This window comes from Nonomuraea sp. CA-141351 (assembly GCF_050944675.1).
In the GTDB taxonomy this organism is placed as follows: Bacteria; Actinomycetota; Actinomycetes; order Streptosporangiales; family Streptosporangiaceae; genus Nonomuraea.
Genome location: NZ_CP191982.1, coordinates 11,389,892 through 11,410,014, shown reverse-complemented (window position 1 = coordinate 11,410,014; position 20,123 = coordinate 11,389,892). Strand labels below are relative to the sequence as shown.

The window sequence follows — 20,123 nt, the reverse complement described above, 5'->3', positions numbered from 1 at the left end:
CACCCTACTTCCGACTCGACGTACCATTCCTGCCGCCGGTCAGGAACACCTCGTCATCCGGATGCGCGTGGAATGCCAGGACCGTCGCCATGGGCGATCACCCTAGCCCGGAACACCGTCAGGCTCTTCAGTTCTTTCCGTTCGACCTCGTCGAACGTCTCCTCCAACGCGCGCCGGATCCGGGCCAACTCGTCCTCGGACAGGAGCAGGTGGCGGGCGATCAGGGAAGGAGACGCGCCGCCGTGCCAGGCAATGACCACCCGGCCTCCGGGGCGGGTCACGCGGCGCAGCTCCCGCAGGCCGGCGTCCAGGTCGGGCCAGAGCGCCACGTTGTTCACCGCGACCACGCAGTCGAAGCTCTCGCCGGGGAATCCGGTGTCCTCCGCGGTCCCCACCCGCACGTCGGCCTCCTTCGCCCGGCGGGTGGCCTGCGAACGCATCTCGGGTGACGGGTCCACGCCGCACACCCGCGCGGCAGGTGTCCTGCCGAGCAGCCTGAGGAGGCCACCCGGCCCGTACCCGACCTCAAGAACGTGTTCGCCGGGCCTTATGCCGAGGCAGGGCAGGAGCTCGGCCTGGCGGTTGGTCACCAGCATGAAGAGCCCCGCCAGGTGGCCGAGCAGGCCGGTGGGCAGGGCGAAGGGCGAATCGACTGGCCCGCCCCTGGCCCGGGACGTGTTCCCCATGTCTTCCAGATAACCGCCTGGGTGAAGTCAAACGGGGATTGACGGAGTGAGTACTCACTCCGTACTCTCGAAGGCATGACGAACCCGACGAGCCGGCGGCGTGCGCCGGCGATGAGCCCGGAACAGCGCCGCGAGATGATCGTCAGAGCGGCCTTACCGCTGGTGGTGGAGTACGGCACCTCGGTGACCACCGCCCAGGTCGCCCGCGCGGCGGGCATCGGCGAGGGCACGATCTTCCGTGCCTTCGGCGACAAGGACGCACTGCTGGCCGCGTGCATGGCGGAGGCGCTGCGCCCCGACGACACGCTCGCGCATGTGGCGTCGATCTCGCTGGACCAGCCGCTGGAGGAGCGGCTGGTCGAGGCGTCGGAGGCGCTGCGCGGCTACCTGGCCCGGATGGGCGCCGTCGCCGGCGCGCTCGCCGCCTCGGGCGGCCTCCGCCGCGACCCCCGCCTGCTGGGCGGCGCCGGGGAGTCCTCAGAGGAGCGCGGTGCGTCCGGGGGAGAGGGCCGGAGGTTCTCCGGGCGGGAGCAGTCCATGGCGGCGACCCGGGAGGTGCTGGTCGGGCTGTTCGAGCCCGAGCGCGACAGCCTCAGGCTCGACCCCGAGCGCCTGGCCGAGGCGTTCCAGTTCCTGGTCATGGCGGCCGGCCGGGGACCCTCCCCACTGGCCTCGGCCGAGCTGGTGGACCTCTTCCTGCACGGCGCCCTGAGAGCCGGTGAGACCGGGTGACGGACCTCTACGAGGACCCCACGCCCCGCAGTCGCACGGCGCGTCTTCCTCGTGCGTGACGTCGCCGTCGTCGGCCCGGCCGGCATCCCTGCCCGATCTGGGCGGACTGGCTAAATTCGCGTCGCGTCGGGGAATGTTCGGCGGGCCGGTGTGGTTACATAGACCGTGGCCGGTGTGTCCAGTGTCCCCGGGCCTCACCTATTGCCTTCGCGGACTACCGTTCGGCTGGAGCCGCGTTGAGCGTTTCGCCGAGAGGCGACCTGCACACCGGTACTCACGCGTTGAGCGCCCGTCCTCCTCGGAGGGCGGGCGCTCAGTGTTTCGCGTAGTAGGGGTCCGTAATGCCGCCGGGAGAGGCCACCGCCTCCGTGTCCAGTCCGGTCAGCTTGGCGCCCGCCTGATAGGCACTCTCCAGGAACTCCAGCACGCCCGCGACCGGATTCCCCATCGCGCGGACGTCGTCGTACCGCAGGATCGCCAGGTGGCCGCCGTGTGCCGGCAACCACTCGGCCTCGCCGGGCCGCAGCGGCTCGCGCTCCAGGCCCGCGGGCTCCGGCGCGGTGTAGGAGTAGAACGCGGGCCACGGCCGCTCCTTGTCACCGAACCAGAAGCCCGCGCTGATGACCTCCCGGCTGTAGGCCTCCCGGGTCACGGGGTCGGCGTCCGGCGAGACCCGGCCGACACGCCCGGTGAACCGCGTGACCGCGATGTCGAACGTGTGCCAGTAGTGGTTCACCGGCGAGATCTTCCCGGCGAAGCCCGCGGCGAACCGGTCGAGGACCTGCGCCACCTGGGACAGGATCCGCCAGTAGCGGTTGATCAGCACCGGGTCGTACTGGGCGTGCCGGGTGTCCTGGGCGAACGGCGTGTCGTCACTGAGGTCGAACGGCACCGCCCAGATCTCCGGCCGGATCCCCAGCCCCGCCAGCGTCTCGAAGAGCCGCTCGTAGAACGACGCCACCGACCGCCCGATCAGGCTGAACTCGGCGCTGCGCCCATCGAGCACGTCCACCACCAGCCGATGGCGTACGAGGTCGAAGTCGATGCTGAACAGCGGCTGCTCGCTCAGCCCGCCCATCGGCCGCGTGGTGAGCCCGCGCCCGGTCGGATGGAAGGGCACCTGCCACCAGTGGTTGCGCCGGTTGCTCGACGACAGCCGGATCTTCCCCACGATCTGCGCGAACCTGTGGAAGGTCTCCTTGGTCTCGGCCCATTCGGCCAGCGGCATGGCCGGGAACAGTTCCATGCCGCCAATGGTAACTACCGTATGTAATCGAACAGTTCCCAGGGGTCGTGGGCGGAGAAGACCGCGACCCTGTGCTCGTGTGCGAGCGAGCGCAGGCGTTCCTGGCTCGACACCCTGCGCTCCGGATCGACCTGGGCGCTGACCTGCACGACGTCCATCAGCGGGTGCGGCTGGGGCTGCCGTTCCAACTCGCCGTGGTAGAAGTACGCGTCCCCGGCGTGCAGCAGCCAGCGGCCGCCGTCGTTGACCGCCACCCCCGCGTGCCCGCGCGTGTGCCCGTCGAGCGGCACGAGCAGGATGTCCTCGGGCAGCCCCGTCAGCGGTCGTACGCCGTCCACGCCCAGCCACCGTGTGCCCGTGCCCGGATAGGTCACCCATTTCGGCGAGTGCGCCCAGTGGCCGGGGCGGTAGCGGCGGTTCGGGGCCTGGTCGATGGCGTCCTCCAGCTCGGCCTCCATGACGTGCACCTGGGCATCGGGGAAGTCGGGCAGGCCGCCGCTGTGGTCGACGTCCAGGTGGGTCAGCACGATGTGCCGTACGTCGCGCGGGTCGTGCCCGAGCGCGGCGATCTGCCGTACGGCCGTCTCGCCGGGGGAGAGCAGCGGCTGGACGAGCTCCGTCCACTCGTGCTCCAGCATTTCGCGGGGCTTGGCCACGTCGTCGAGGCCCAGCCCGGTCTCGACCAGGACGAGTCCGGAGGAGGGCGTCTCGATCAGCAGCGCGTGGCACACCGCGCGCGCCGCCGGCCGGCCGTCGAGGGACTCGATCTCGCGCATGGACGCGAGGTTCAGATGGTGAATTCGCATGCGACTAGACTGCGACTTGAAGCGCGGTTCAAGTCAAGGAGCCAGGTCGTGGACGACACGTTGATCGACATAGGCGAGGTGGCCAGGGAGAGCGGGCTGGCCGCGTCGGCGCTGCGGTTCTACGAGCGCAAGGGGCTCATCCAGGCAGAGGGGCGCAACGGCCTGCGCCGCGCGTACCGCCCGGAGACGTTGGAGCGCCTGGCGCTGATCGCCTGCGCCCGCGACGCGGGGTTCACGCTGTCGGAGATCGCCGAGTTCCTGCGAGCCAGGCCGTCCGACGCGACACTGCGCGAGCGCATGGCCGCCAAGGAGCGCGAGGTCTCCGAGCGGGTCGCACAGCTCACCCGGCTGCGTGACAGCCTGCGCCACGCGGTGACCTGCGACCACGACCCGCTCATCGAGTGTCCCGAGTTCAAGCAGGCGGTGCGCCAGGTGTCATCCTGAGCTGACGTACTTCCTAGGTCGCAGGGCGTGGGCGCGAAGAGCCGCCAGGGCCGCGAGCTGGCCGGAGCGGTCCATCCGTACGGCCAGATCGTCGCTGAACGCCAGCCCCAGAGCGGTGAGCTGCGAGATCAGGTCAGCCACCGGCGCGGCCACGTCCTCCACGTTCGTGGTCGGATGCCAGCCCTCGCCGCCGACCACCTTCGCCACCTGTGCGCGCAGCTTGGCGGGCGACATCAGCGCGCCGTCGGCGAGCAGCATCAGCGCGGCCTCGCGCGCCGACACCTCGAACTCGTGCTCGCCCCGCGCCAGCAGCAGCCTGGTCACCGCCGACCACATGGCCGAGCGTGACTTGAGCAGCCGCCTGCCGTAGTCGGTGATGGCCAGCCGTGCGCCGTCGCGGCTGATCGCGCCCAGCTCGCGCTCGGCCAGCTCGCGCAGCCTGAGCGCCTCTGGCGAGGGCGCCAGCCGCAGCGGCAGGCTCTCCTCCGAGGCGGCCAGGGAGAGCAGCCGGTGCAGAGCGGGGATGGGCTGCGGGGCCACGGGCGCGTGCAGCCGGACCTCGAACGGCTGGGCCAGCTCCCGCCTGGCCGGGCCGCGCCCCAGCACCCAGCGGTTGAGCCGCTCGCCGTGCACCCGGTTGAGCCAGCTGTCGCCGCCCAGCTCGGCGCGGGGCTCGGTAAGCCAGCGGCGGGTGAGTGCCGTGCGCTCGACGTTCTCGCCGGCGACGATGGCCAGCTCCAGGGCGGCGGAGCAGGCGATGTGCGCGCCCAGCTCCTCGGGGCCCATGATCATGCTCCACTGCAGCTCGGGCACGTCGGGCGGGAGCACGCCCGTGGCGTCCAGCGCCTGCTGGTAGGCGCTGGTGCCCGCGTCCTCGCCCTCGCGGGCGTACCAGAGGAACTCACAGACGTCGAGCTGGGTCACCGTCTCCAGCGGTTCCCCGCCCGTCAGCCACTCGACGGCGGTCCTGGCCTCCTCGGCCAGCTCCGGTTGCGAGCGCTCCAACTCGGCGAGGAGGGCGGTGACATCCGGTGCACTCATGCCCCGAAGTTTGCCGTATCGACCCCTAGCCTGACGATGACCGAATCCGGTGCGTATTGGGTCTTGCAAGGCGACTACCCTAAGAAACCACTAATGTTCGGACGGTAAGCCGGTTATATCCACCGTTTTTCGAACAACATACGCGCCTTCCATTCGGTGTACGGGATCAGGTCTGCGGTCAGGATCGGGTGCAGCCACCAGAAGTTGATCAACGCGAGCAGTGCGAAGGCGCCGACGGCGGCGGCCCCGACGATACGCCGCGTCGGCGTCTCGCCCGTGGCCGTCGGTTTCGACGTCCCTATCAGCAGCCCGGCGCACAACGTGATGGCCAGCACCATGAACGGCACCATCGGAATGGCGTAGAACAGGAACATCGTGCGGTTGTCGGCGATCGCGAAGTAGATCCAGGGGACCAGGCCCATGGCGTACGACAGCAGCACGGCCCCCGCCCGCCAGTCGCGCGAGGAGACGTACCAGCCGATCAGGGTCACCAGCGCGGCCACGGCCCCGAACCAGATCACCGGCGTGCCCACGCCCAGCACCGCCTCGGAGCAGTCCTTGACGCCGCAGGTGCCCTGCCTGCCCTCGTAGTAGAAGGCGACGGGGCGCAGCAGCAGCGGCCACTGCCAGGGCTCGGACATGTACGGGTGGGAGGACTCCAGTCCGCTGTGGAACGTGTAGACCTGCCACTGGTACTTGATCCACGACCGCATCGAGTCGAAGACGAAGAACGCCGGCCCCGACGAGGTCGCCTGGGCCCAGTTGCGCCCGTAGCCCGTCGCGTTGACGAACCAGCCCGTCCAGGTGGCCATGTACGTCACGAACGGCACCACCGCGAACGCCAGGACACCCTGCGGCAGGTCCTTGTTGAACGCGCCCACGTACGGATGCCGCAGTCCCACGGCCCGGCGCGCGCCGAAGTCCCACAGGACGGACATGATCGCGAACGCCACCGCGAACGCCAGCCCCGACCACTTGACCGACATCGAGAAGGCCAGGCAGACCCCGGCCGCGATGCGCCACCACCTGATCCCCAGCGACGGCCCGTGCTGGGATATGGGCGAGGTCTCGTACCAGGTCACGAGCCGCTCCCGGGCCTGGTCGCGATCGACCACCAGGCAGGCGAACGCGGCCAGCACCCAGAACATCAGGAAGATGTCCAGCAGCGCCGTGCGCGACAGCACGTAGTGCAGGCCGTCGAGGGCCAGCAGCAGGCCCGCGAAGCAGCCGAGCAGTGTCGAACGCGTCATCCTGCGGGCCACCCTGGCCAGGATGAGGATCGACAGCGACCCGATCACCGCCGCGGCGAAGCGCCAGCCGAACGGGTTGAGCCCGAACAGCCACTCGCCGATGCTGATCATCCACTTGCCCAGCGGCGGGTGCACGACGTAGGAGGCGCATTTGTCGAGGGTCGCGGAGGTGCACGACTGCCAGATGTCGGTGTTGCCGGCGATGATCGCCTTGTCGGCTTCCTTGATCGTGGTCCGCTCGACGCCCCAGGTGAGCAGCGAGAACGCGTCCTTCATGTAGTACGTCTCGTCGAACACCACGGCCTTGGGATGGCCCAGGTTCATGAAGCGCAGGACGGCGCCGAAGAGGGTGACCAGCAGCGGGCCCACCCAGCCCCAAAGGACGCTGCCGCGCATGGGCGGCACGAGCCGATCGCGCACGGACCGCGCCTGAGGGAGGCTCTCGCCGGCCTCCGAGTTCTCGTAGGCCTGGTACGGGGAATCGGTCACCGCCATTCGGACATCGTACGGGCCCCAACGGGATAGCAAACGCAGAAACACGGTTAATTGGGATGCCCTGCAAGAATGGTCAGGTGACTGTAAACGGCAAGTTGGTGCTGGCAGGAGCCCCTATAGGCCAGGCGGGCGACGTCTCGCCACGGCTGCGGGAGGTGCTCCAGAGCGCCGACGTGGTGGCCGCCGAGGACACCAGGCGTCTGCGCAGGCTCGCGACCGAGCTGGGCGTGGAGATCACCGGCCGGGTGGTGTCCTACTACGACCAGAACGAAGCCGGCAGGGCCCGCGAACTCCTCGAGACGCTCAAAGAGGGCCGCACGGTCGTGGTCATCACGGACGCCGGCATGCCGGGCGTCTCAGACCCCGGCTACCGGCTGACGCGCCTCGCGGTCGACGAGGGCATCACGGTCACCGCGCTGCCGGGGCCCAGCGCGGTCACCACCGCGCTGGCCGTTTCAGGGCTGGCCAGCGACCGGTTCTGCTTCGAGGGCTTCCCGCCGCGCAAGCCGGGCGACCGGGCCCGCCGCCTGTCCGCCCTGGCGGGCGAGGAGCGCACGATGGTCTTCTTCGAGGCGCCCCACCGGCTGGCGACCTCCCTGGAGGCCATGGCCGAGGCGTTCGGCCCCGACCGGCAGGCCGCCGTGTGCCGCGAGCTGAGCAAGACGTACGAGGAAGTTCGGCGGGGCGGGCTCGGAGAGCTGGCCGAGTGGGCCGCCAAGGGCGTCAAGGGCGAGATCACCGTCGTGGTCGCGGGGCACGTGCCGGGCGAGGAGGAGCCGGACCTCGACGAGCTGGTCGCCGAGGTGGACCGCAGGGTCGCCGAGGGTGCGCAGCGCAAGCTCGCCGTCGCCGAGGTGGCCAAGGAGGCGGGGATCCCCAAACGAGAGCTGTACGACCTGGTTCACAGGAGATCTTCTACGCCATAGGGTGCGCATGGTGAGGAGCTGGGGGGTTTCCGCGCAGCGACTGGTCCCGCCGATGCAGGGGACCGCCCTGGTGGGCTGGGCCGGGCCGCTCCTGGTCGCGCTCTTCGGCGGCCTCCTGCGCTTCATCAGGCTCGGCGAGCCCAACGCCGTCGTCTTCGACGAGACGTTCTACGCCAAGGACGCGTACTCGCTGCTCCGGTACGGCGTCGAGCGGACCATGCTCGGCGACGCCAAGGACCCGATCGCCGACCGGCGCCTCATGGCCGGCAACCTCGACATCTTCAAGCACTGCCCGCAGCCGGCCGACTGCGCCTCGTTCGTGGCGCATCCGCCGCTGGGCAAGTGGATGATCGGCGTGGGGGAGTGGCTGTTCGGGATGAACCCGTTCGGCTGGCGCTTCGTCGCGGCCCTGGTCGGCACGCTGTCCATCCTGATCATGGCCAGGGTGGCGCGGAGGATGACGCGCTCGACGCTGCTGGGATGCCTGGGCGGGCTGCTGCTCTCGCTCGACGGGCTTCACCTGGTGCTGTCGCGCACGGCGCTGCTGGACATCTTCCTGATGTTCTGGGTGCTGGCCGGGTTCGCCTGTCTGGTGACCGACCGCGACTGGGCGCGACAGCGGCTGGCCGACTGGTACGAGCGCAGCCCGGTCTCCGAGCTGGGGCCGAGGCTGGGGTTCAGGCCGTGGCGGCTCGCCGCCGGGTTCTGCCTGGGGGCCGCGTGCGCGGTGAAGTGGTCGGGGATCTTCTTCTTGATCGCGTTCGCGATCATGAGCCTCCTGTGGGACATGGGGGCCAGGCGGGCGCTGGGCCTGCGCGGGCCGTACCGGGGGAGCTTCTCGTACGACCTGCCGGGCGCGTTCGCGGCGATGGCGATCGTGCCCGCGGTGACGTTCGTGACGTCGTGGACCGGATGGTTCGCCACCTCGGGCGGCTGGGGGCGCAACTGGGACCAGGCCACCTCGTCCGGGCCGGTGTTCTTCGTGATCGACTCGGTGCGATCGTGGCTGAAGTACCAGATGGACGTGCTCGGCTACCACAGCAACCTGCACGAATACCACCCGTACATGTCCGAGCCGTGGTCGTGGCCGCTGCTGATCCGGCCGGTCTCCTTCTACTACCCGGCGAACGTGCCGCCGTCGGCGTGCGGGGCGAGCGAGTGCTCACAGGCCGTGCACGGCGTCGGCACCCCGGCCCTGTGGTACGCCGCGCTACTGGCGCTGATCGGCCTCGTCGCCTGGTACGTGGCCACGCGCGACTGGCGGGCGGGGGCGACGCTGCTGGGGTTCGCGGCCGGATGGCTGCCGTGGTTCTACTACGCCATCGCCGACAACCGGACGATGTACCTGTTCTACATGATCCCCGTCGTGCCGTTCATGGTGCTGGCGCTCGTGCTGGTGGCGGGGCTGGTGCTGGGCAGGCAGAACGCCCCCGCGGCCCGGCGGGCGGTCGGGGCCGCGGCGGTGGGCGCGTTCGCGCTCATCGTGCTGATCAACTTCTGGTGGCTCTATCCGGTGCTGACCGCCGAGACGATCACACACGGAGAGTGGTGGGCTCGGATGCTGATGAGCTCCTGGGTGACCAGCGCGCCCAAGTGATGCCCCGGCGCAGCGTGATCGCCGCCGCGACGCAGGCCAGGGGGACCGCCGGAAGCACGTACCGGTAGTCGAACTCCGCCGTCGCCGCCGGGGCGAGCAGCAGCCCGACCGAGCCCAGCCACGGCAGCACCACCGGGCCGCCGAACTTGCGCCACCTGACCGCGACGCCGTACAGGCCGATGAGCAGGATCCCGCCGAGCATGATGCCGCGCAGGTAGAACACCTTCTGGTAGCCGCTCATGATGTCGGCCCACGGGTGCACGATCCGCGTCTCCGGCGGGCCCTGCTCGTAGCTGAACGCGTCGGTGTCGGTCCTGCCGCCCTGGTACGACGGCCACTTCGGCAGCCGCTTGGGCTGGCCGTTCTCGTCGATGTCGTAGTACGGCTTGAACTGGTACATGTTGTACGTCGACTCGTCAGGGAACCGCGGCCGCGACCAGTGGAACGAGCGGAAGAAGTCGCGGGTGACCACCTTCAGGTAGTCGCCGGGCTGCGACAGGATCGCCCGCGTGGCGAACGCGCTGGCGGCGTCGTTGGTGATCTCGCTGAACTTCTTGTTGCCGCCCCACCGGTGCAGCACCTCGCCGGTGCCCGTGCCGTCGCCGTTGCCCTGACCCCACAGGTACCACTGGGCGTAGTCCTTGCGCTGGCTGACCGGGTCGTTGATGCACAGCAGCAGGAGTTGGACCTCCTTGTACTTGTCGATGTGCATCTTGTTGCAGTCGGCGAAGATGGCCGTGCGCATGTAAAGGATGAGGCCGTCGCTGTTGGTCATCGCGAACTTCCCGTACGCGGAGGCGAACCAGCCCATGTAGGCGATCACCGGGATCATGGATGCGGTGACGACGGCGGTGATCGGGCGCCAGCCGGTCCGCTTGACCAGCAGGTAGAGCACCACCAGCGCCAGGATCGGCAGGCCGATCGAGCGCGTCAGCCACGTCAGCGCCAGCAGCAGGCCGACCACCACGCCCGCCCGCCACGACAGCCGCCGCTTCCACAGCACCAGCGTGATCACGCCCACCACGAGCAGCGTGAACATGGTGTCGGACATCACCATCTGCTCGAGCTGGATCTGGTACGCGTCGAACAGCACCGGGGCCGCCGCCAGCGTGGCCCCCCACTTCGGCAGCCTGAACTTGATCCGCAGCAGGGCGTAGATCAGGCAGGCCGTGGCCAGGCCCATCAGGTGCTGGGTGAAGATGGCCAGCGCGAAGCTGTGGAACGGCTTGAGCAGCAGCAGCCAGAAGCTGTAGCCGTCGGGCCTGATCGGGTGCGGCCTCGGGTGCAGCGCCACCGAGACGTACTCGTACGAGTCGTTGAACCACATGGCTGGGCCGTAGCCGAGCATGGTGATGAGCCGCAGCACGGCGCCGACGCCGAACGCTGCGGCGAACACTCGATGCCGGCGCAACATGGACAGCGCGCGAGCTGCCCGGCCAGGGGCGGAGTGGTCCACAGGGGTAATCTCCGCGACGCTCACCATGCTGTAAAGAATGCCAGTCGTTTTTGGGTCTTGACCCGAGCAGGTGTGGGCACAGGGCATGATGGTTGACTGGAACAGCCTTAACTGAAGGGTAGACACGTGGAACTGACGGTGGTCATGCCCTGCCTCAACGAGGCGGAGACCGTGGAAGTCTGTGTACGCAAAGCACTGGCGTGCATGGAGGAGCACGGCATCGAGGGCGAGGTCCTGATCGCCGACAACGGCAGCACGGACGGCTCTCAACAGCTTGCCCGCGACGCCGGAGCCCGCGTGGTCCACGTCGACGAGAAGGGCTATGGCAACGCCCTCATGGGCGGGATCAGGGCGGCGCGCGGCCAATACGTCATCATGGGCGACGCCGACGACTCCTATGACTTCACCTCGCTGCTGCCGTTCGTCGAGCAGCTGCGCGACGGTGCCGACCTGGTGATGGGAAACCGCTTCAAGGGCGGCATCGCCCCGGGCGCCATGCCACCGCTCCACCGCTACCTGGGCAACCCGGTGTTGTCGTTCATTGGCCGGCTGTTCTTCCCGTCGGCGATCGGTGACTTCCACTGCGGCCTGCGCGGCTTCCGGCGCGACTCGATCCTGCGGCTGCAGCTGCAGACGGGCGGCATGGAGTTCGCCTCCGAGATGGTGGTGCGCTCCACGCTGTCGGGGCTCGATGTGCGCGAGGTCCCCACGACGCTCTCGCCCGACGGCCGCTCCCGCCCGCCGCACCTGCGCTCGTGGCGCGACGGCTGGCGCCACCTGCGTTTCCTGCTCCTCTACAGCCCGAAGTGGCTGTTCTTCTACCCCGGCGTCCTCATGATGATCCTGGGCCTGGTCGTGGGGACGACGCTGACGTTCGGGCCGTTGGAGATCGGCGAGCTGGCCTTCGACGTCGACACCCTGGTCGGGTCGTCCGCGCTGGTGGTGATCGGCTTCCAGGCGGCGCTGTTCGCGGTGTTCACGAAGGTGTACGCGGCCGAGGAGGGCTTCCTGCCGGAGTCGCCGCGCATCCGCAAGCTGATCGACGTGGTGAGCCTGGAGAAGGGGCTCGTCGTCGGTGGGCTGCTGGCGCTGGCCGGTCTGGTCGGCCTGGTGATGTCGCTGGTGCACTGGCAGGTGCGCAGCTTCGGCGAGCTGGACCCGCGGGAGTCGCTGCGTATCGTGGTGCCCTCCGCCACCGCGCTGATCATGAGCTTCCAGACGATCTTCGCCTCGCTGTTCGTCAGCATCCTGGGCATCCGGCGCACCCGGGAGAGCTCCATCGACGTCGCCGCCAAGGCCGCCGAGGAGGCCGCGGAAGCGGTCTCCCTCGAGAACTCCAAGCGCTGACCTCCCTGCCCCCTACCGTCATCGCGGCGCCCACTGAGTGGGCGCCGTTCGCGTTGCGCCGGTGGCCCGCGAGAGAGGGACGTGTCGTGTGGGGGAAGTGGGTTCGAGGCGGGATGGGAGACCCGTAGGCTTAGGACTATGTCGCAGCACATCTTGACAGCCGTCGCGTGGCCCTACGCTAACGGCCCCCGCCACATCGGCCACGTCTCCGGATTCGGCGTGCCGTCCGACGTCTTCAGCCGCTACCAGCGGATGGCGGGCAACAAGGTGCTGATGGTGTCAGGCACCGACGAGCACGGCACGCCCATCCAGGTGCAGGCCGACAAGGAGGGCGTGAGCGCCAGAGAGCTGGCCGACCGCTACAACCGCGTCATCGCCGAGGACCTGACGGGGCTCGGGCTCTCCTACGACCTGTTCACCAGGACCACGACGAAAAACCACTACGCCATCACCCAGGAGATCTTCAAGGGTCTCTACGACAACGGCTATATCTTCCCCAGGACCACGATGGGGGCGATCTCGCCGTCGACCGGCCGCACGCTGCCCGACCGCTACATCGAGGGCACCTGCCCCATCTGCGGTTACGACGGCGCGCGCGGCGACCAGTGCGACAACTGCGGCAACCAGCTCGACCCGATCCAGCTGATCAACCCCAAGAGCCGCATCAACGGCGAGACCCCCGCGTTCGTCGAGACCGAGCACTTCATGCTCGACCTGCCGGCCTTCGCCGAGGTGCTCGGCTCCTACCTGCAGTCCAAGCAGGGCGAGTGGCGGCCCAACGTGCTGAAGTTCGCGCTCAACCTGCTCGGCGACCTGCAGCCGCGCGCGATCAGCCGCGACCTCGACTGGGGCGTGCCCATCCCGCTCGACGGCTGGCGCGACCAGCCCAACAAGCGGCTGTACGTCTGGTTCGACGCGGTGATCGGATACCTGTCGGCCTCCATCGAGTGGGCCAGGCGTTCGGGCGACCCCGACGCGTGGCGCGAGTGGTGGCAGAACCCTGACGCCCGCGGCTACTACTTCATGGGCAAGGACAACATCGTCTTCCACGCCGAGATCTGGCCGGCGATGCTGTTCGGCTACAGCGGGCAGGGCGCCCGCGACGGCTCGCCCGGTTCGCTCGGGGCGCTGAACGTGCCGTCCGAGGTGGTGTCGAGCGAGTTCCTGACCATGGAGGGCAAGAAGTTCTCCTCGTCGCGGCAAGTAGTTATTTACGTACGGGATTTCCTGGCACGTTACGACGCGGACGCGCTGCGCTACTACATCGCGGTGGCAGGCCCGGAAAACCAGGACACCGACTTCACCTGGCAGGAGTTCGTCAACCGCAATAACGGCGAGTTGGTGGCAGCCTGGGGCAATCTGGTCAATCGCTCGATCTCGATGGCCGCGAAGAACTTCGGGGCCGTGCCCGAGGCGGGCGATCTGACCGACGCCGACCGGGCGCTGCTGGAGCGCTCGCGTAAGGCGTTCGCGCCGGTGGGCGCGGAGCTGAACAGGTCGCGCTTCAAGAACGCGATCACCGAGGCGTTCGACGTGGTCCGCGAGGCCAACAAATACCTGGCCGAGCAGGAGCCGTGGAAGCTCAAGGAGGACCCGGAGCGGCAGAAGTCCATCCTGCACGTCGCGCTCCAGGTCGTCGACGACGCCAAGACGATGCTCACGCCGTTCCTGCCCAGCTCGTCCAACAAGGTCTTCGCCATGCTCGGCGGCGAGGGCGTGTGGTCCGGCATGCCGGAGATGCGCGAGGTCGACGAGGACGGCGGCACCCCCTACCCGGTGATCACCGGCGACTACGACGGGGCGGCCCGCTGGGAGCACCGGCCGATCAAGCCGGGCACGCCGCTCGCGCCGCCCGTGCCGCTGTTCAAGAAGCTCGACCCGAAGGTCGTGGACGAGGAGCTGGCCCGGCTGGGTCAGTGACCGGGTGCGGCGGCTACTTTAGAAGCCGTGACCAAGCTTCCCGCCGCGCCCGAGCCGCTTTCCGCCCCTGTGTTCGACAGCCACTGCCATCTCGACATCATGGTCGGCAACAGGCAGGCGTCGTCCGGTGACCCGGTGGCGCAGGCCGCGCAGGCGGCGGAGGCCAGCGTGCGCGGCATTCTCGAGGACGCCAGGGCGGTCGGCGTGACGCGGCTGGTCACGATCGGCTACGACCTGAAGTCGTCCAGGTGGAACGCGGAAGTGGCGGCCGAGCAGGAAGGCGTGTACGCCGGGGTGGCCATCCACCCCAACGAGGCCCACGAGGCCACCCCGGAGGTCCTGGCCGAGATCGAGAGGCTGGCTCGGCGGCCCGAAGTGCGCGCGGTGGGGGAGACCGGGCTCGACTACTACCGCGACTGGGCGAGCAAGGAAGACCAGCACGCGAGCTTCCGCGCGCACATCGAGATCGCCAAGCGCACCGGCAAGGCCCTGGTCATCCATGACCGCGACGCGCACGACGACGTGCTCAAGGTGCTGAGCGAGGAGGGCGCGCCGGACAGGGTCGTCTTCCACAGCTTCTCGGGCGACGCCGAAATGGCGAAAAAGTGCGTCGAAGCCGGATATTTCATGTCCTTCTCCGGGCCTGTCACGTACAAGAACGCCGCCTACCTCCGAGAGGCCGCCCACACCGCGCCCCAGGAGCTCATGCTGGTCGAGACCGACGCTCCCTATCTGCCGCCGGTCCCGTACCGGGGCAAGCCCAACGCCCCTTACCTCATCCCGCTCACCCTGCGCTGCCTGGCGGAGGTCAAGGGGGTCCAGCCGGACCAGTTGTGTGAGGTGATCAGCGCCAACGGAGTCACAGTCTTCGGCGAGTGGTGACCATCTTTTGGTGAACCCGCGGCTGCGGAGAGTAACGCGCCGCTAACGTTCGGGCGGTCCTGACCGTACCGGAGGTGGTTCGTGCGAGGAAAGAGGCGTGCGCCGCGTCCGCCGATCCCCTGGCGCTCACCGTGGGCGCCTGTCGTGTGCCTGGCGGGCGCCGCGGCGCTGGGGGCAATCGTGGCGGTGTCGTTCGTGGCGAAAGACGTCGTCGTGATCATCGACGGCCATAGCACGAAGGTCCGCGCGTTCGCGGGGACCGTGCAGGAGGTCCTCGCCGAGGCCGGCGTGTCGGTGGGCTACGGCGACGTCGTACACCCGGCCGTGGAGGAGGACATCACCGACGGATCCACCATCGAGGTACGCCACGCGCGCCCGATCACCCTGACCCTGGACGGCCACACCAGCAGGCACATGGTCACCGCCACGAACGTCGGCGACGCCCTGACCGAGCTCGCCCTCACCCCGGCGGCCGGCCGGGCGTCCGCGCCACCGGACGACGCGGTGCCGCTGTCGGGGATGAGGCTCACCTTCTACACCAGGCGCAAGGTGTACGTGGTCGCGGGCACCACCCGGCTCACCTCGCGCACCACTGCCAGGACGGTACGCGAGGTGCTCAGGCAGAATCGCGTCCCGCTGCGCCGCGGCTTGGTGGTGACTCCGCCGCTCGACAGCTTCCCCAAGGACGGGACCGTCATCACGGTCGCGCCGCCGCACACCATCCCGATCCGGCCGGACGTCATGGCGCTCGACTGGCAGGCACTGGCCCAGTGCATGGCCAACGGCGACCCCCAGGCGTACAACCCGGACGGGCCCTACTACGGGATGTACCAGTTCAGCTTGCCTGTGTGGGAGGCGACGGGCGGGATGGGGTTGCCCAGTAGCTGGCCGGTGGAGGAGCAGACGTACCGGGCGCAGGTCCTCTACCAGCAGGTGGGCGACCGGTGGCGGAGCCAGTGGCCGACCTGCGGCGACCGCCTGTCCGGCTGACCCGGCGGGCTCTGGAACCTGGTCCTGGGCCCGCCCGCCCTTTTCTCCCCCGGCCCTGGTTCTGGGTCGCCCGCCTGACCCTTCCCCGCCAGCTCGGTCCTGGGCCGCCCGCTTCCTCTCACCATCCCGGCCCGAACCCTCTCTCTGGGACCTTGCCCCACGTCGGCGGCGGAGCCCACCGCAGTGGGACGACTCCGCCGACCGTGGCCCTCCCTCAGACGGAGGTGCTAGCCGGACACCGACGCGCCGAAGTCGGCGCCCTTGGCGGGCTGGATCGGCTGGAGAGTCTCGGCGTTGCGTCCGGCCACCGAGACCCGCCCGTACGGCTGCGCATCCGGCTGCCCCACGAAGAGCTTGTTGCCGCTGAAGGCCACCGACCAGCCGAACAGCCCATCGCCGGCGGGCAGCCGCCTGTCCTCGGCGGCGTTCTTCCAGGAGATCACCCGGACGCCGCCCCCGTAGGGCGCCCCGATCGCCAGCCTGCCGTCGGCCGAGGCGGCCATCGAGAACCCGAAGGCCTGCTTGCCCTCCTGCGTCACCCTCCTCGTGGGCCTCCGCCCGGGGTCGAGCAGCTGCACGTACCCGGCGCCCGGCGAGCTCAACGCGTACCCGGAGCCCTCGGCGTACGCCACCGCGTAGCCGTACCGGTCGCCGGAGACGTCGGTCGGCGAGTCCAGCTTCAACGTCGTGAGCTTGGGCGCCAGCACGTCCTCGATGAAGACGACCGAGCCCGAGTCGATCTTGCCGGTCTCCACCTGGCGGCCCGCGCCGTCGTCGTTCTCGTACGGGACCCCGACGACCAGCTCGTTCTTCTGCCCGAACGTCATGGACCAGCCGAACTGGTCACCGACCTCGCTGTTGCCCCGCACGTCGTCGGACTCCTGGCTGATCCTGCGTAGCCGGCCCGCGCCCTTGCGTACGTAGACGGCACCCGCGTCCAGGAGCTGGGCCTCGTCCTCGTACGGCGCGCTGACGGCCACCAGGTCGCCGCGCGCGGCCAGCGACCAGCCGAAGTGGGCGAACCGCTGGGGCTGGGACGCGGTCAGGCGCTCCGGCGGTGCGGCGCCGCCGCCGTAGACGACGTACGCGGCGCCGGCGTCCTCGGTGCCGTCCACGTCCGTGTACGGCGCGCCGATCACCAGATCGGCGCAGGCGTCGGCGTTGACCTTGGCCAACCGTACGGACCAGCCGAAGGCGTCGCCTCTGGCCAGGTTCGGGACGGTGACGGGGACGACCTTGTCGCCGGAGAGAACGTTCACCGAGCCCTTCTGGTCGTCGGCGAACGGGTCGCCCACGGCCACGTCGTCCACGCCGTCGCCGTCGAAGTCGGCCGCTCCCGTACAGGCCGCCGCCGTCGTCGTGGACGTCAGGGGCACTCCGGTGGCCAGCACGAGCGCGATGAGCGCTGATCGGATCATCACAGCGCGACCTCGATCTGCTTGCCGTTCTCGAGCATGGTCGCCGTCATCTTCACGGGTTTGCGGTACATGGCCAGGTCGAACACGAACGCGCTGTCCACGCGGCCGCCCGGCAGGATGGCGGGGGGCAGCGTGACAGCGGCCGGGTCGTGCTCGGCGCCCCGGTCGTCGATCATGGTGACGACGGGCTGGATCAGCTGCCTGCGCTCGCCGCCCGGGTTGATCATCGTCCAGCGGATCACGCAGAGCTGGCCCTGGGTCGTGGTCTTGCCCTCGTACTCCTTCAGCCCGCACTCCGGCGCCGACGCGACGATCGCGATGGGGTCGTCGAAGTTGGCGCCCAGCGCGAAGCGGCGGCCCACGTCGTTGGGGCCCGCGGTGGCGGCGGCCTGGGAGGGGGTGCCGGGGGTCGTGGTGGTGGCCGTGTTGCGGCTGGAGGTGACGATCAGGATGGCTGCTGTCACGACGATGGCCAGTACGGCCGCCGCTGCGGCGATGAGCCACCGGGTGCCCTTTGTCCGCGAACCGCTGAGGGTGTCGGGCTCGTCGCCCGGCAGGGCCTCTGTGCGGCCGTCGTCTGGCAGGGCCGCCGTGCGGCCGTCACCTGGCAGGGCCGCTGTACGGCCGTCGCCCGGCTGGGTCGCGGTGCCGGGGAGGCTGCCCTGCCGCAGCTGCGCCTCCTGGCCGCGCGCCCGGGCCTGCTCCTGGCTGGCCAGTTCCTTCTGCCTGGCCAGAGCTTCAGCCTGGGCCTGTTCCCGCTGCCGAGCCTGAGCCTCCCAGCGCGCGAACTCCTCCTTGGCCGCCTCCTCCTCCCTCCGCGCCAACTCCTCGACCGACGCCTGACTCTGCTGAGGGGACGGCTGAGGAGGCGGGGTGCCGGCCGTACCGGCTTGGCTGCCGAACGCGCCCGGCGGACCAGGCACGCCGGGAGCGGCCGGAACGCCGGGACCCGGAACGCTTGGAGCGCTGGAGGCGCCCGGAACAACGGGAGCGCGGCCCGTGGCGTCGCTCGGCGGGGGCGTCGTGAACGTGGCCGTGATGTCCGGCTCCTCCACGACGTTCTGCGGAGGCTGCCAGTCGTTGAGCATCTCCGTTGCGACCAGCGTGGGCGGATCGGCGGCCCGCACCGGGGCACTGCCTCCCACCAGGGCGATCAGCAGATCCTGCGCCGTCGGGCGCAGGGCGGGGTCCATCGAGGTGGCCCGCCGTACCAGCTCGTTGAGGGGCGCGGGCAGCGCGCCCAGTTCGGGCGGGGCGTTCAGCACGCGCGTGGCCAGCGTGATGGGGTCGCCGCGGCCGAACGGGTGCCGTCCGTTGCCCGCGTACGCCACTAAGCAGCCCCAGGCGAAGATGTCGGCCGCCGGAGTGACGACTTCGCCACGTACCTGCTCCGGAGCCCACCACCCGGGGCTGCCTAATAATTCACCGGAAAGCGTGAATCCGGTCTCCCTGTCGAGCGCCCTGGCGATGCCGAAGTCGATCACCCTAGGTCCCGACAACGAGAGGATCACGTTCGCCGGTTTCAGGTCCCTGTGCACCAGCCCGGCCACGTGGATCGCCGCCAGCGCCGCCGCGACCCCCAGCGCGACGCCGTGCAGCGGCCCCGGCTCGAGAGCCCCATATTTCGCGATCTGATCGGAGAGCGGGGTGCCCGCGATGTACTCGGTCACCATGTAGGGGCGCCCGTCCCCGGTGTTGCCGTTGTCCAGCACCTGAGCCGTGCAGAACGACGCCACCCGGCGCGCGTTCTCGACCTCGGCGTGGAATCTGGCCGCGAACCCCTCCTGGTTGGCGAACTCCACCTTGACGACCTTGAGCGCGACGAACCGCCCCGTCGGTGCGCGCGCGAGGAACACCGTCCCCATGCCGCCCTCGCCGAGCCGGCCCAGCAGCCGGTACGGCCCGATTTCCCGCAAGTCCGTCGGGCGAAGCGGCGCGGCGCCCGTTGGCTCCATGAGGGACGTTCCTTTCTGTTCCACGCCATCCTCTCCTTTGGTCTCCCCAAGCGCCATCGATGGTTCTTCGATGCGAGAGACTGATTGGATGATGAGGCTGTTGGGCCCTGCAGAAATACGTATTTTGGCGGACAAGCTAGATCTTCGTCCGACAAAAAAGCTAGGCCAGAACTTCGTGATCGACGCGGGGACCGTCCGGCGCATCGTCCGCGTGGCCGATCTTTCGGAGAACGACGTGGTCATCGAGGTCGGGCCGGGTCTCGGATCGCTCACGCTCGCGCTCCTGCCGGCGGCCGCGCACGTGGTGGCCGTCGAGATCGACCCGGTGCTCGCCCGCCAGCTCCCCATCACCGTCGCCGAGCGCGGGGCGCCCGACAAGCTCACGGTCGTGAACGCGGACGCCATGAAGATCACCCCCGATGACCTGTCCGGCCTCACCCCCACGGCCCTGGTCGCCAACCTCCCTTACAACGTGGCGGTCCCGGTGGTGCTCCACCTCCTGGAGTTCCTGCCGTCCCTGCGCAAGGGCCTGGTCATGGTCCAGTTGGAGGTGGCCGACCGCCTCGCCGCCGGCCCCGGCTCGAAGGTGTACGGGGTGCCGTCGGTCAAGGCCGCCTGGTATGCAGACGTCCGCCGCGCGGGTCCGGTTGGCCGTACCGTCTTCTGGCCCGTCCCCAACGTCGATTCAGGGCTCGTCTCATTGGTACGACGGGAGCCGCCCGCCACGACCGCAACGCGCGAGGAGGTGTTCGCGGTGGTGGACGCCGCCTTCGCCCAGCGAAGGAAGACCCTGCGGGCGGCCCTTTCCTCGTGGGCGGGCAGCGCGCCCCAGGCGGAGGAGGCGCTCCGCGCGGCCGGGGTGGACCCGTCTGCGCGCGGCGAGCAACTGGACATCCACGCCTTCGCCCGCATCGCCGAGTCCCGCCCATAAC

The 20,123-nt window shown here is 69.7% G+C and carries 17 protein-coding genes; 9 read left to right on the top strand and 8 right to left on the bottom strand.

Translation table 11 applies throughout. From position 1 onward, the window contains the following. Positions 1 to 53: 53 nt before the first annotated feature. On the bottom strand, positions 54 to 686 hold the full coding sequence (locus ACQPWU_RS53675; RefSeq protein WP_433434731.1) for a class I SAM-dependent methyltransferase: 633 nt from the start codon (positions 684 to 686) through the stop codon (positions 54 to 56). A 75-nt stretch (positions 687 to 761) separates the two neighbouring features. Between ACQPWU_RS53675 and ACQPWU_RS53670 the strand changes: the two genes are divergently transcribed. After that, positions 762 to 1,418 carry a TetR/AcrR family transcriptional regulator gene (locus ACQPWU_RS53670; protein ID WP_433434729.1) on the top strand — a complete coding sequence of 219 codons (657 nt, stop codon included), beginning with the start codon at positions 762 to 764 and terminating at the stop codon, positions 1,416 to 1,418. 313 nt (positions 1,419 to 1,731) lie between these two features. On the opposite strand, the gene ACQPWU_RS53665 is transcribed toward ACQPWU_RS53670, so the two are convergent. After that, positions 1,732 to 2,664: a DUF5996 family protein gene (locus tag ACQPWU_RS53665; RefSeq protein WP_433434727.1), complete on the bottom strand. Its 933-nt coding sequence runs from the start codon at positions 2,662 to 2,664 to the stop codon at positions 1,732 to 1,734. A 14-nt stretch (positions 2,665 to 2,678) separates the two neighbouring features. Further along, the gene (locus ACQPWU_RS53660) at positions 2,679 to 3,470 is read right to left on the bottom strand and encodes an MBL fold metallo-hydrolase (protein WP_433434725.1); all 792 of its coding nucleotides are present in this window, start codon (positions 3,468 to 3,470) and stop codon (positions 2,679 to 2,681) included. A 48-nt stretch (positions 3,471 to 3,518) separates the two neighbouring features. Here ACQPWU_RS53660 and ACQPWU_RS53655 point away from each other — a divergent pair, with 48 nt between their 5' ends. Further along, positions 3,519 to 3,914 (top strand): MerR family transcriptional regulator, encoded by a 396-nt coding sequence (locus ACQPWU_RS53655; protein ID WP_360697790.1) that lies wholly within the window; start codon positions 3,519 to 3,521, stop codon positions 3,912 to 3,914. On the opposite strand, the gene ACQPWU_RS53650 is transcribed toward ACQPWU_RS53655, so the two are convergent. Together ACQPWU_RS53650 and ACQPWU_RS53645 are read right to left on the bottom strand one after the other, a co-directional pair. Further along, entirely contained in the window at positions 3,906 to 4,955 is a 1,050-nt protein-coding gene (locus tag ACQPWU_RS53650; RefSeq protein ID WP_433434723.1) for a hypothetical protein, read from the bottom strand. The genes ACQPWU_RS53655 and ACQPWU_RS53650 overlap by 9 nt on opposite strands. 113 nt (positions 4,956 to 5,068) lie before the next feature. Next, positions 5,069 to 6,700: a dolichyl-phosphate-mannose--protein mannosyltransferase gene (locus tag ACQPWU_RS53645; protein WP_433434721.1), complete on the bottom strand. Its 1,632-nt coding sequence runs from the start codon at positions 6,698 to 6,700 to the stop codon at positions 5,069 to 5,071. 56 nt (positions 6,701 to 6,756) lie between these two features. Here ACQPWU_RS53645 and rsmI point away from each other — a divergent pair, with 56 nt between their 5' ends. Then, complete coding sequence (gene rsmI, locus ACQPWU_RS53640; RefSeq protein WP_433434719.1) at positions 6,757 to 7,626, top strand: 16S rRNA (cytidine(1402)-2'-O)-methyltransferase; 870 nt, start codon at positions 6,757 to 6,759, stop codon at positions 7,624 to 7,626. Between the two features lie 7 nt (positions 7,627 to 7,633). Next, a complete protein-coding gene (locus tag ACQPWU_RS53635) occupies positions 7,634 to 9,223 on the top strand; it encodes a dolichyl-phosphate-mannose--protein mannosyltransferase (protein WP_433434718.1) in 1,590 nt (529 codons plus the stop codon). On the opposite strand, the gene ACQPWU_RS53630 is transcribed toward ACQPWU_RS53635, so the two are convergent. Then, a complete protein-coding gene (locus tag ACQPWU_RS53630; protein ID WP_433434716.1) occupies positions 9,159 to 10,706 on the bottom strand; it encodes a hypothetical protein in 1,548 nt (515 codons plus the stop codon). The two genes, ACQPWU_RS53635 and ACQPWU_RS53630, sit on opposite strands and share 65 nt — an antisense overlap. A 99-nt stretch (positions 10,707 to 10,805) precedes the next feature. Between ACQPWU_RS53630 and ACQPWU_RS53625 the strand changes: the two genes are divergently transcribed. The 4 genes from ACQPWU_RS53625 (at position 10,806) to ACQPWU_RS53610 (ending at position 15,818) form a co-directional block, all read left to right on the top strand. Next, a complete protein-coding gene (locus ACQPWU_RS53625) occupies positions 10,806 to 12,026 on the top strand; it encodes a glycosyltransferase family 2 protein (protein WP_433434715.1) in 1,221 nt (406 codons plus the stop codon). A 138-nt stretch (positions 12,027 to 12,164) separates the two neighbouring features. Next, positions 12,165 to 13,946 (top strand): methionine--tRNA ligase, encoded by a 1,782-nt coding sequence (gene metG, locus ACQPWU_RS53620; RefSeq protein WP_433434713.1) that lies wholly within the window; start codon positions 12,165 to 12,167, stop codon positions 13,944 to 13,946. A 27-nt stretch (positions 13,947 to 13,973) separates the two neighbouring features. Beyond that, the gene (locus tag ACQPWU_RS53615) at positions 13,974 to 14,828 is read left to right on the top strand and encodes a TatD family hydrolase (RefSeq protein ID WP_433434712.1); all 855 of its coding nucleotides are present in this window, start codon (positions 13,974 to 13,976) and stop codon (positions 14,826 to 14,828) included. An 81-nt stretch (positions 14,829 to 14,909) separates the two neighbouring features. Further along, complete coding sequence (locus tag ACQPWU_RS53610; RefSeq protein ID WP_433434710.1) at positions 14,910 to 15,818, top strand: ubiquitin-like domain-containing protein; 909 nt, start codon at positions 14,910 to 14,912, stop codon at positions 15,816 to 15,818. Positions 15,819 to 16,045: 227 nt separating this feature from the next. On the opposite strand, the gene ACQPWU_RS53605 is transcribed toward ACQPWU_RS53610, so the two are convergent. Continuing rightward, positions 16,046 to 17,236, bottom strand: a complete 1,191-nt coding sequence (locus ACQPWU_RS53605) for a hypothetical protein (protein ID WP_433434708.1) — start codon at positions 17,234 to 17,236, stop codon at positions 16,046 to 16,048. Further along, complete coding sequence (locus tag ACQPWU_RS53600) at positions 17,236 to 19,191, bottom strand: serine/threonine-protein kinase (protein WP_433434707.1); 1,956 nt, start codon at positions 19,189 to 19,191, stop codon at positions 17,236 to 17,238. Before ACQPWU_RS53600 ends, ACQPWU_RS53605 begins: the two co-directional genes overlap by 1 nt. Before the next feature lie 91 nt (positions 19,192 to 19,282). On the opposite strand from ACQPWU_RS53600, the gene rsmA reads away from it, so the two are divergent. Then, complete coding sequence (gene rsmA / locus ACQPWU_RS53595; protein ID WP_433445529.1) at positions 19,283 to 20,122, top strand: 16S rRNA (adenine(1518)-N(6)/adenine(1519)-N(6))-dimethyltransferase RsmA; 840 nt, start codon at positions 19,283 to 19,285, stop codon at positions 20,120 to 20,122. The last annotated feature ends 1 nt before the right edge of the window (position 20,123 follow it).

What these genes read in the sequence shown, in the direction of transcription:
- ACQPWU_RS53675 (WP_433434731.1), bottom strand. Translation starts at nt 686, where the DNA reads ATGGGGAACACGTCCCGGGCCAGGGGCGGGCCAGTCGATTCGCCCTTC.
- ACQPWU_RS53670 (WP_433434729.1), top strand. Translation starts at nt 762, where the DNA reads ATGACGAACCCGACGAGCCGGCGGCGTGCGCCGGCGATGAGCCCGGAA.
- ACQPWU_RS53665 (WP_433434727.1), bottom strand. Translation starts at nt 2,664, where the DNA reads ATGGAACTGTTCCCGGCCATGCCGCTGGCCGAATGGGCCGAGACCAAG.
- ACQPWU_RS53660 (WP_433434725.1), bottom strand. Translation starts at nt 3,470, where the DNA reads ATGCGAATTCACCATCTGAACCTCGCGTCCATGCGCGAGATCGAGTCC.
- ACQPWU_RS53650 (WP_433434723.1), bottom strand. Translation starts at nt 4,955, where the DNA reads ATGAGTGCACCGGATGTCACCGCCCTCCTCGCCGAGTTGGAGCGCTCG.
- ACQPWU_RS53645 (WP_433434721.1), bottom strand. Translation starts at nt 6,700, where the DNA reads ATGGCGGTGACCGATTCCCCGTACCAGGCCTACGAGAACTCGGAGGCC.
- rsmI (WP_433434719.1), top strand. Translation starts at nt 6,757, where the DNA reads ATGCCCTGCAAGAATGGTCAGGTGACTGTAAACGGCAAGTTGGTGCTG.
- ACQPWU_RS53635 (WP_433434718.1), top strand. Translation starts at nt 7,634, where the DNA reads ATGGTGAGGAGCTGGGGGGTTTCCGCGCAGCGACTGGTCCCGCCGATG.
- ACQPWU_RS53630 (WP_433434716.1), bottom strand. Translation starts at nt 10,706, where the DNA reads ATGGTGAGCGTCGCGGAGATTACCCCTGTGGACCACTCCGCCCCTGGC.
- metG (WP_433434713.1), top strand. Translation starts at nt 12,165, where the DNA reads ATGTCGCAGCACATCTTGACAGCCGTCGCGTGGCCCTACGCTAACGGC.
- ACQPWU_RS53605 (WP_433434708.1), bottom strand. Translation starts at nt 17,236, where the DNA reads ATGATCCGATCAGCGCTCATCGCGCTCGTGCTGGCCACCGGAGTGCCC.
- ACQPWU_RS53600 (WP_433434707.1), bottom strand. Translation starts at nt 19,191, where the DNA reads ATGGAGCCAACGGGCGCCGCGCCGCTTCGCCCGACGGACTTGCGGGAA.
- rsmA (WP_433445529.1), top strand. Translation starts at nt 19,283, where the DNA reads ATGAGGCTGTTGGGCCCTGCAGAAATACGTATTTTGGCGGACAAGCTA.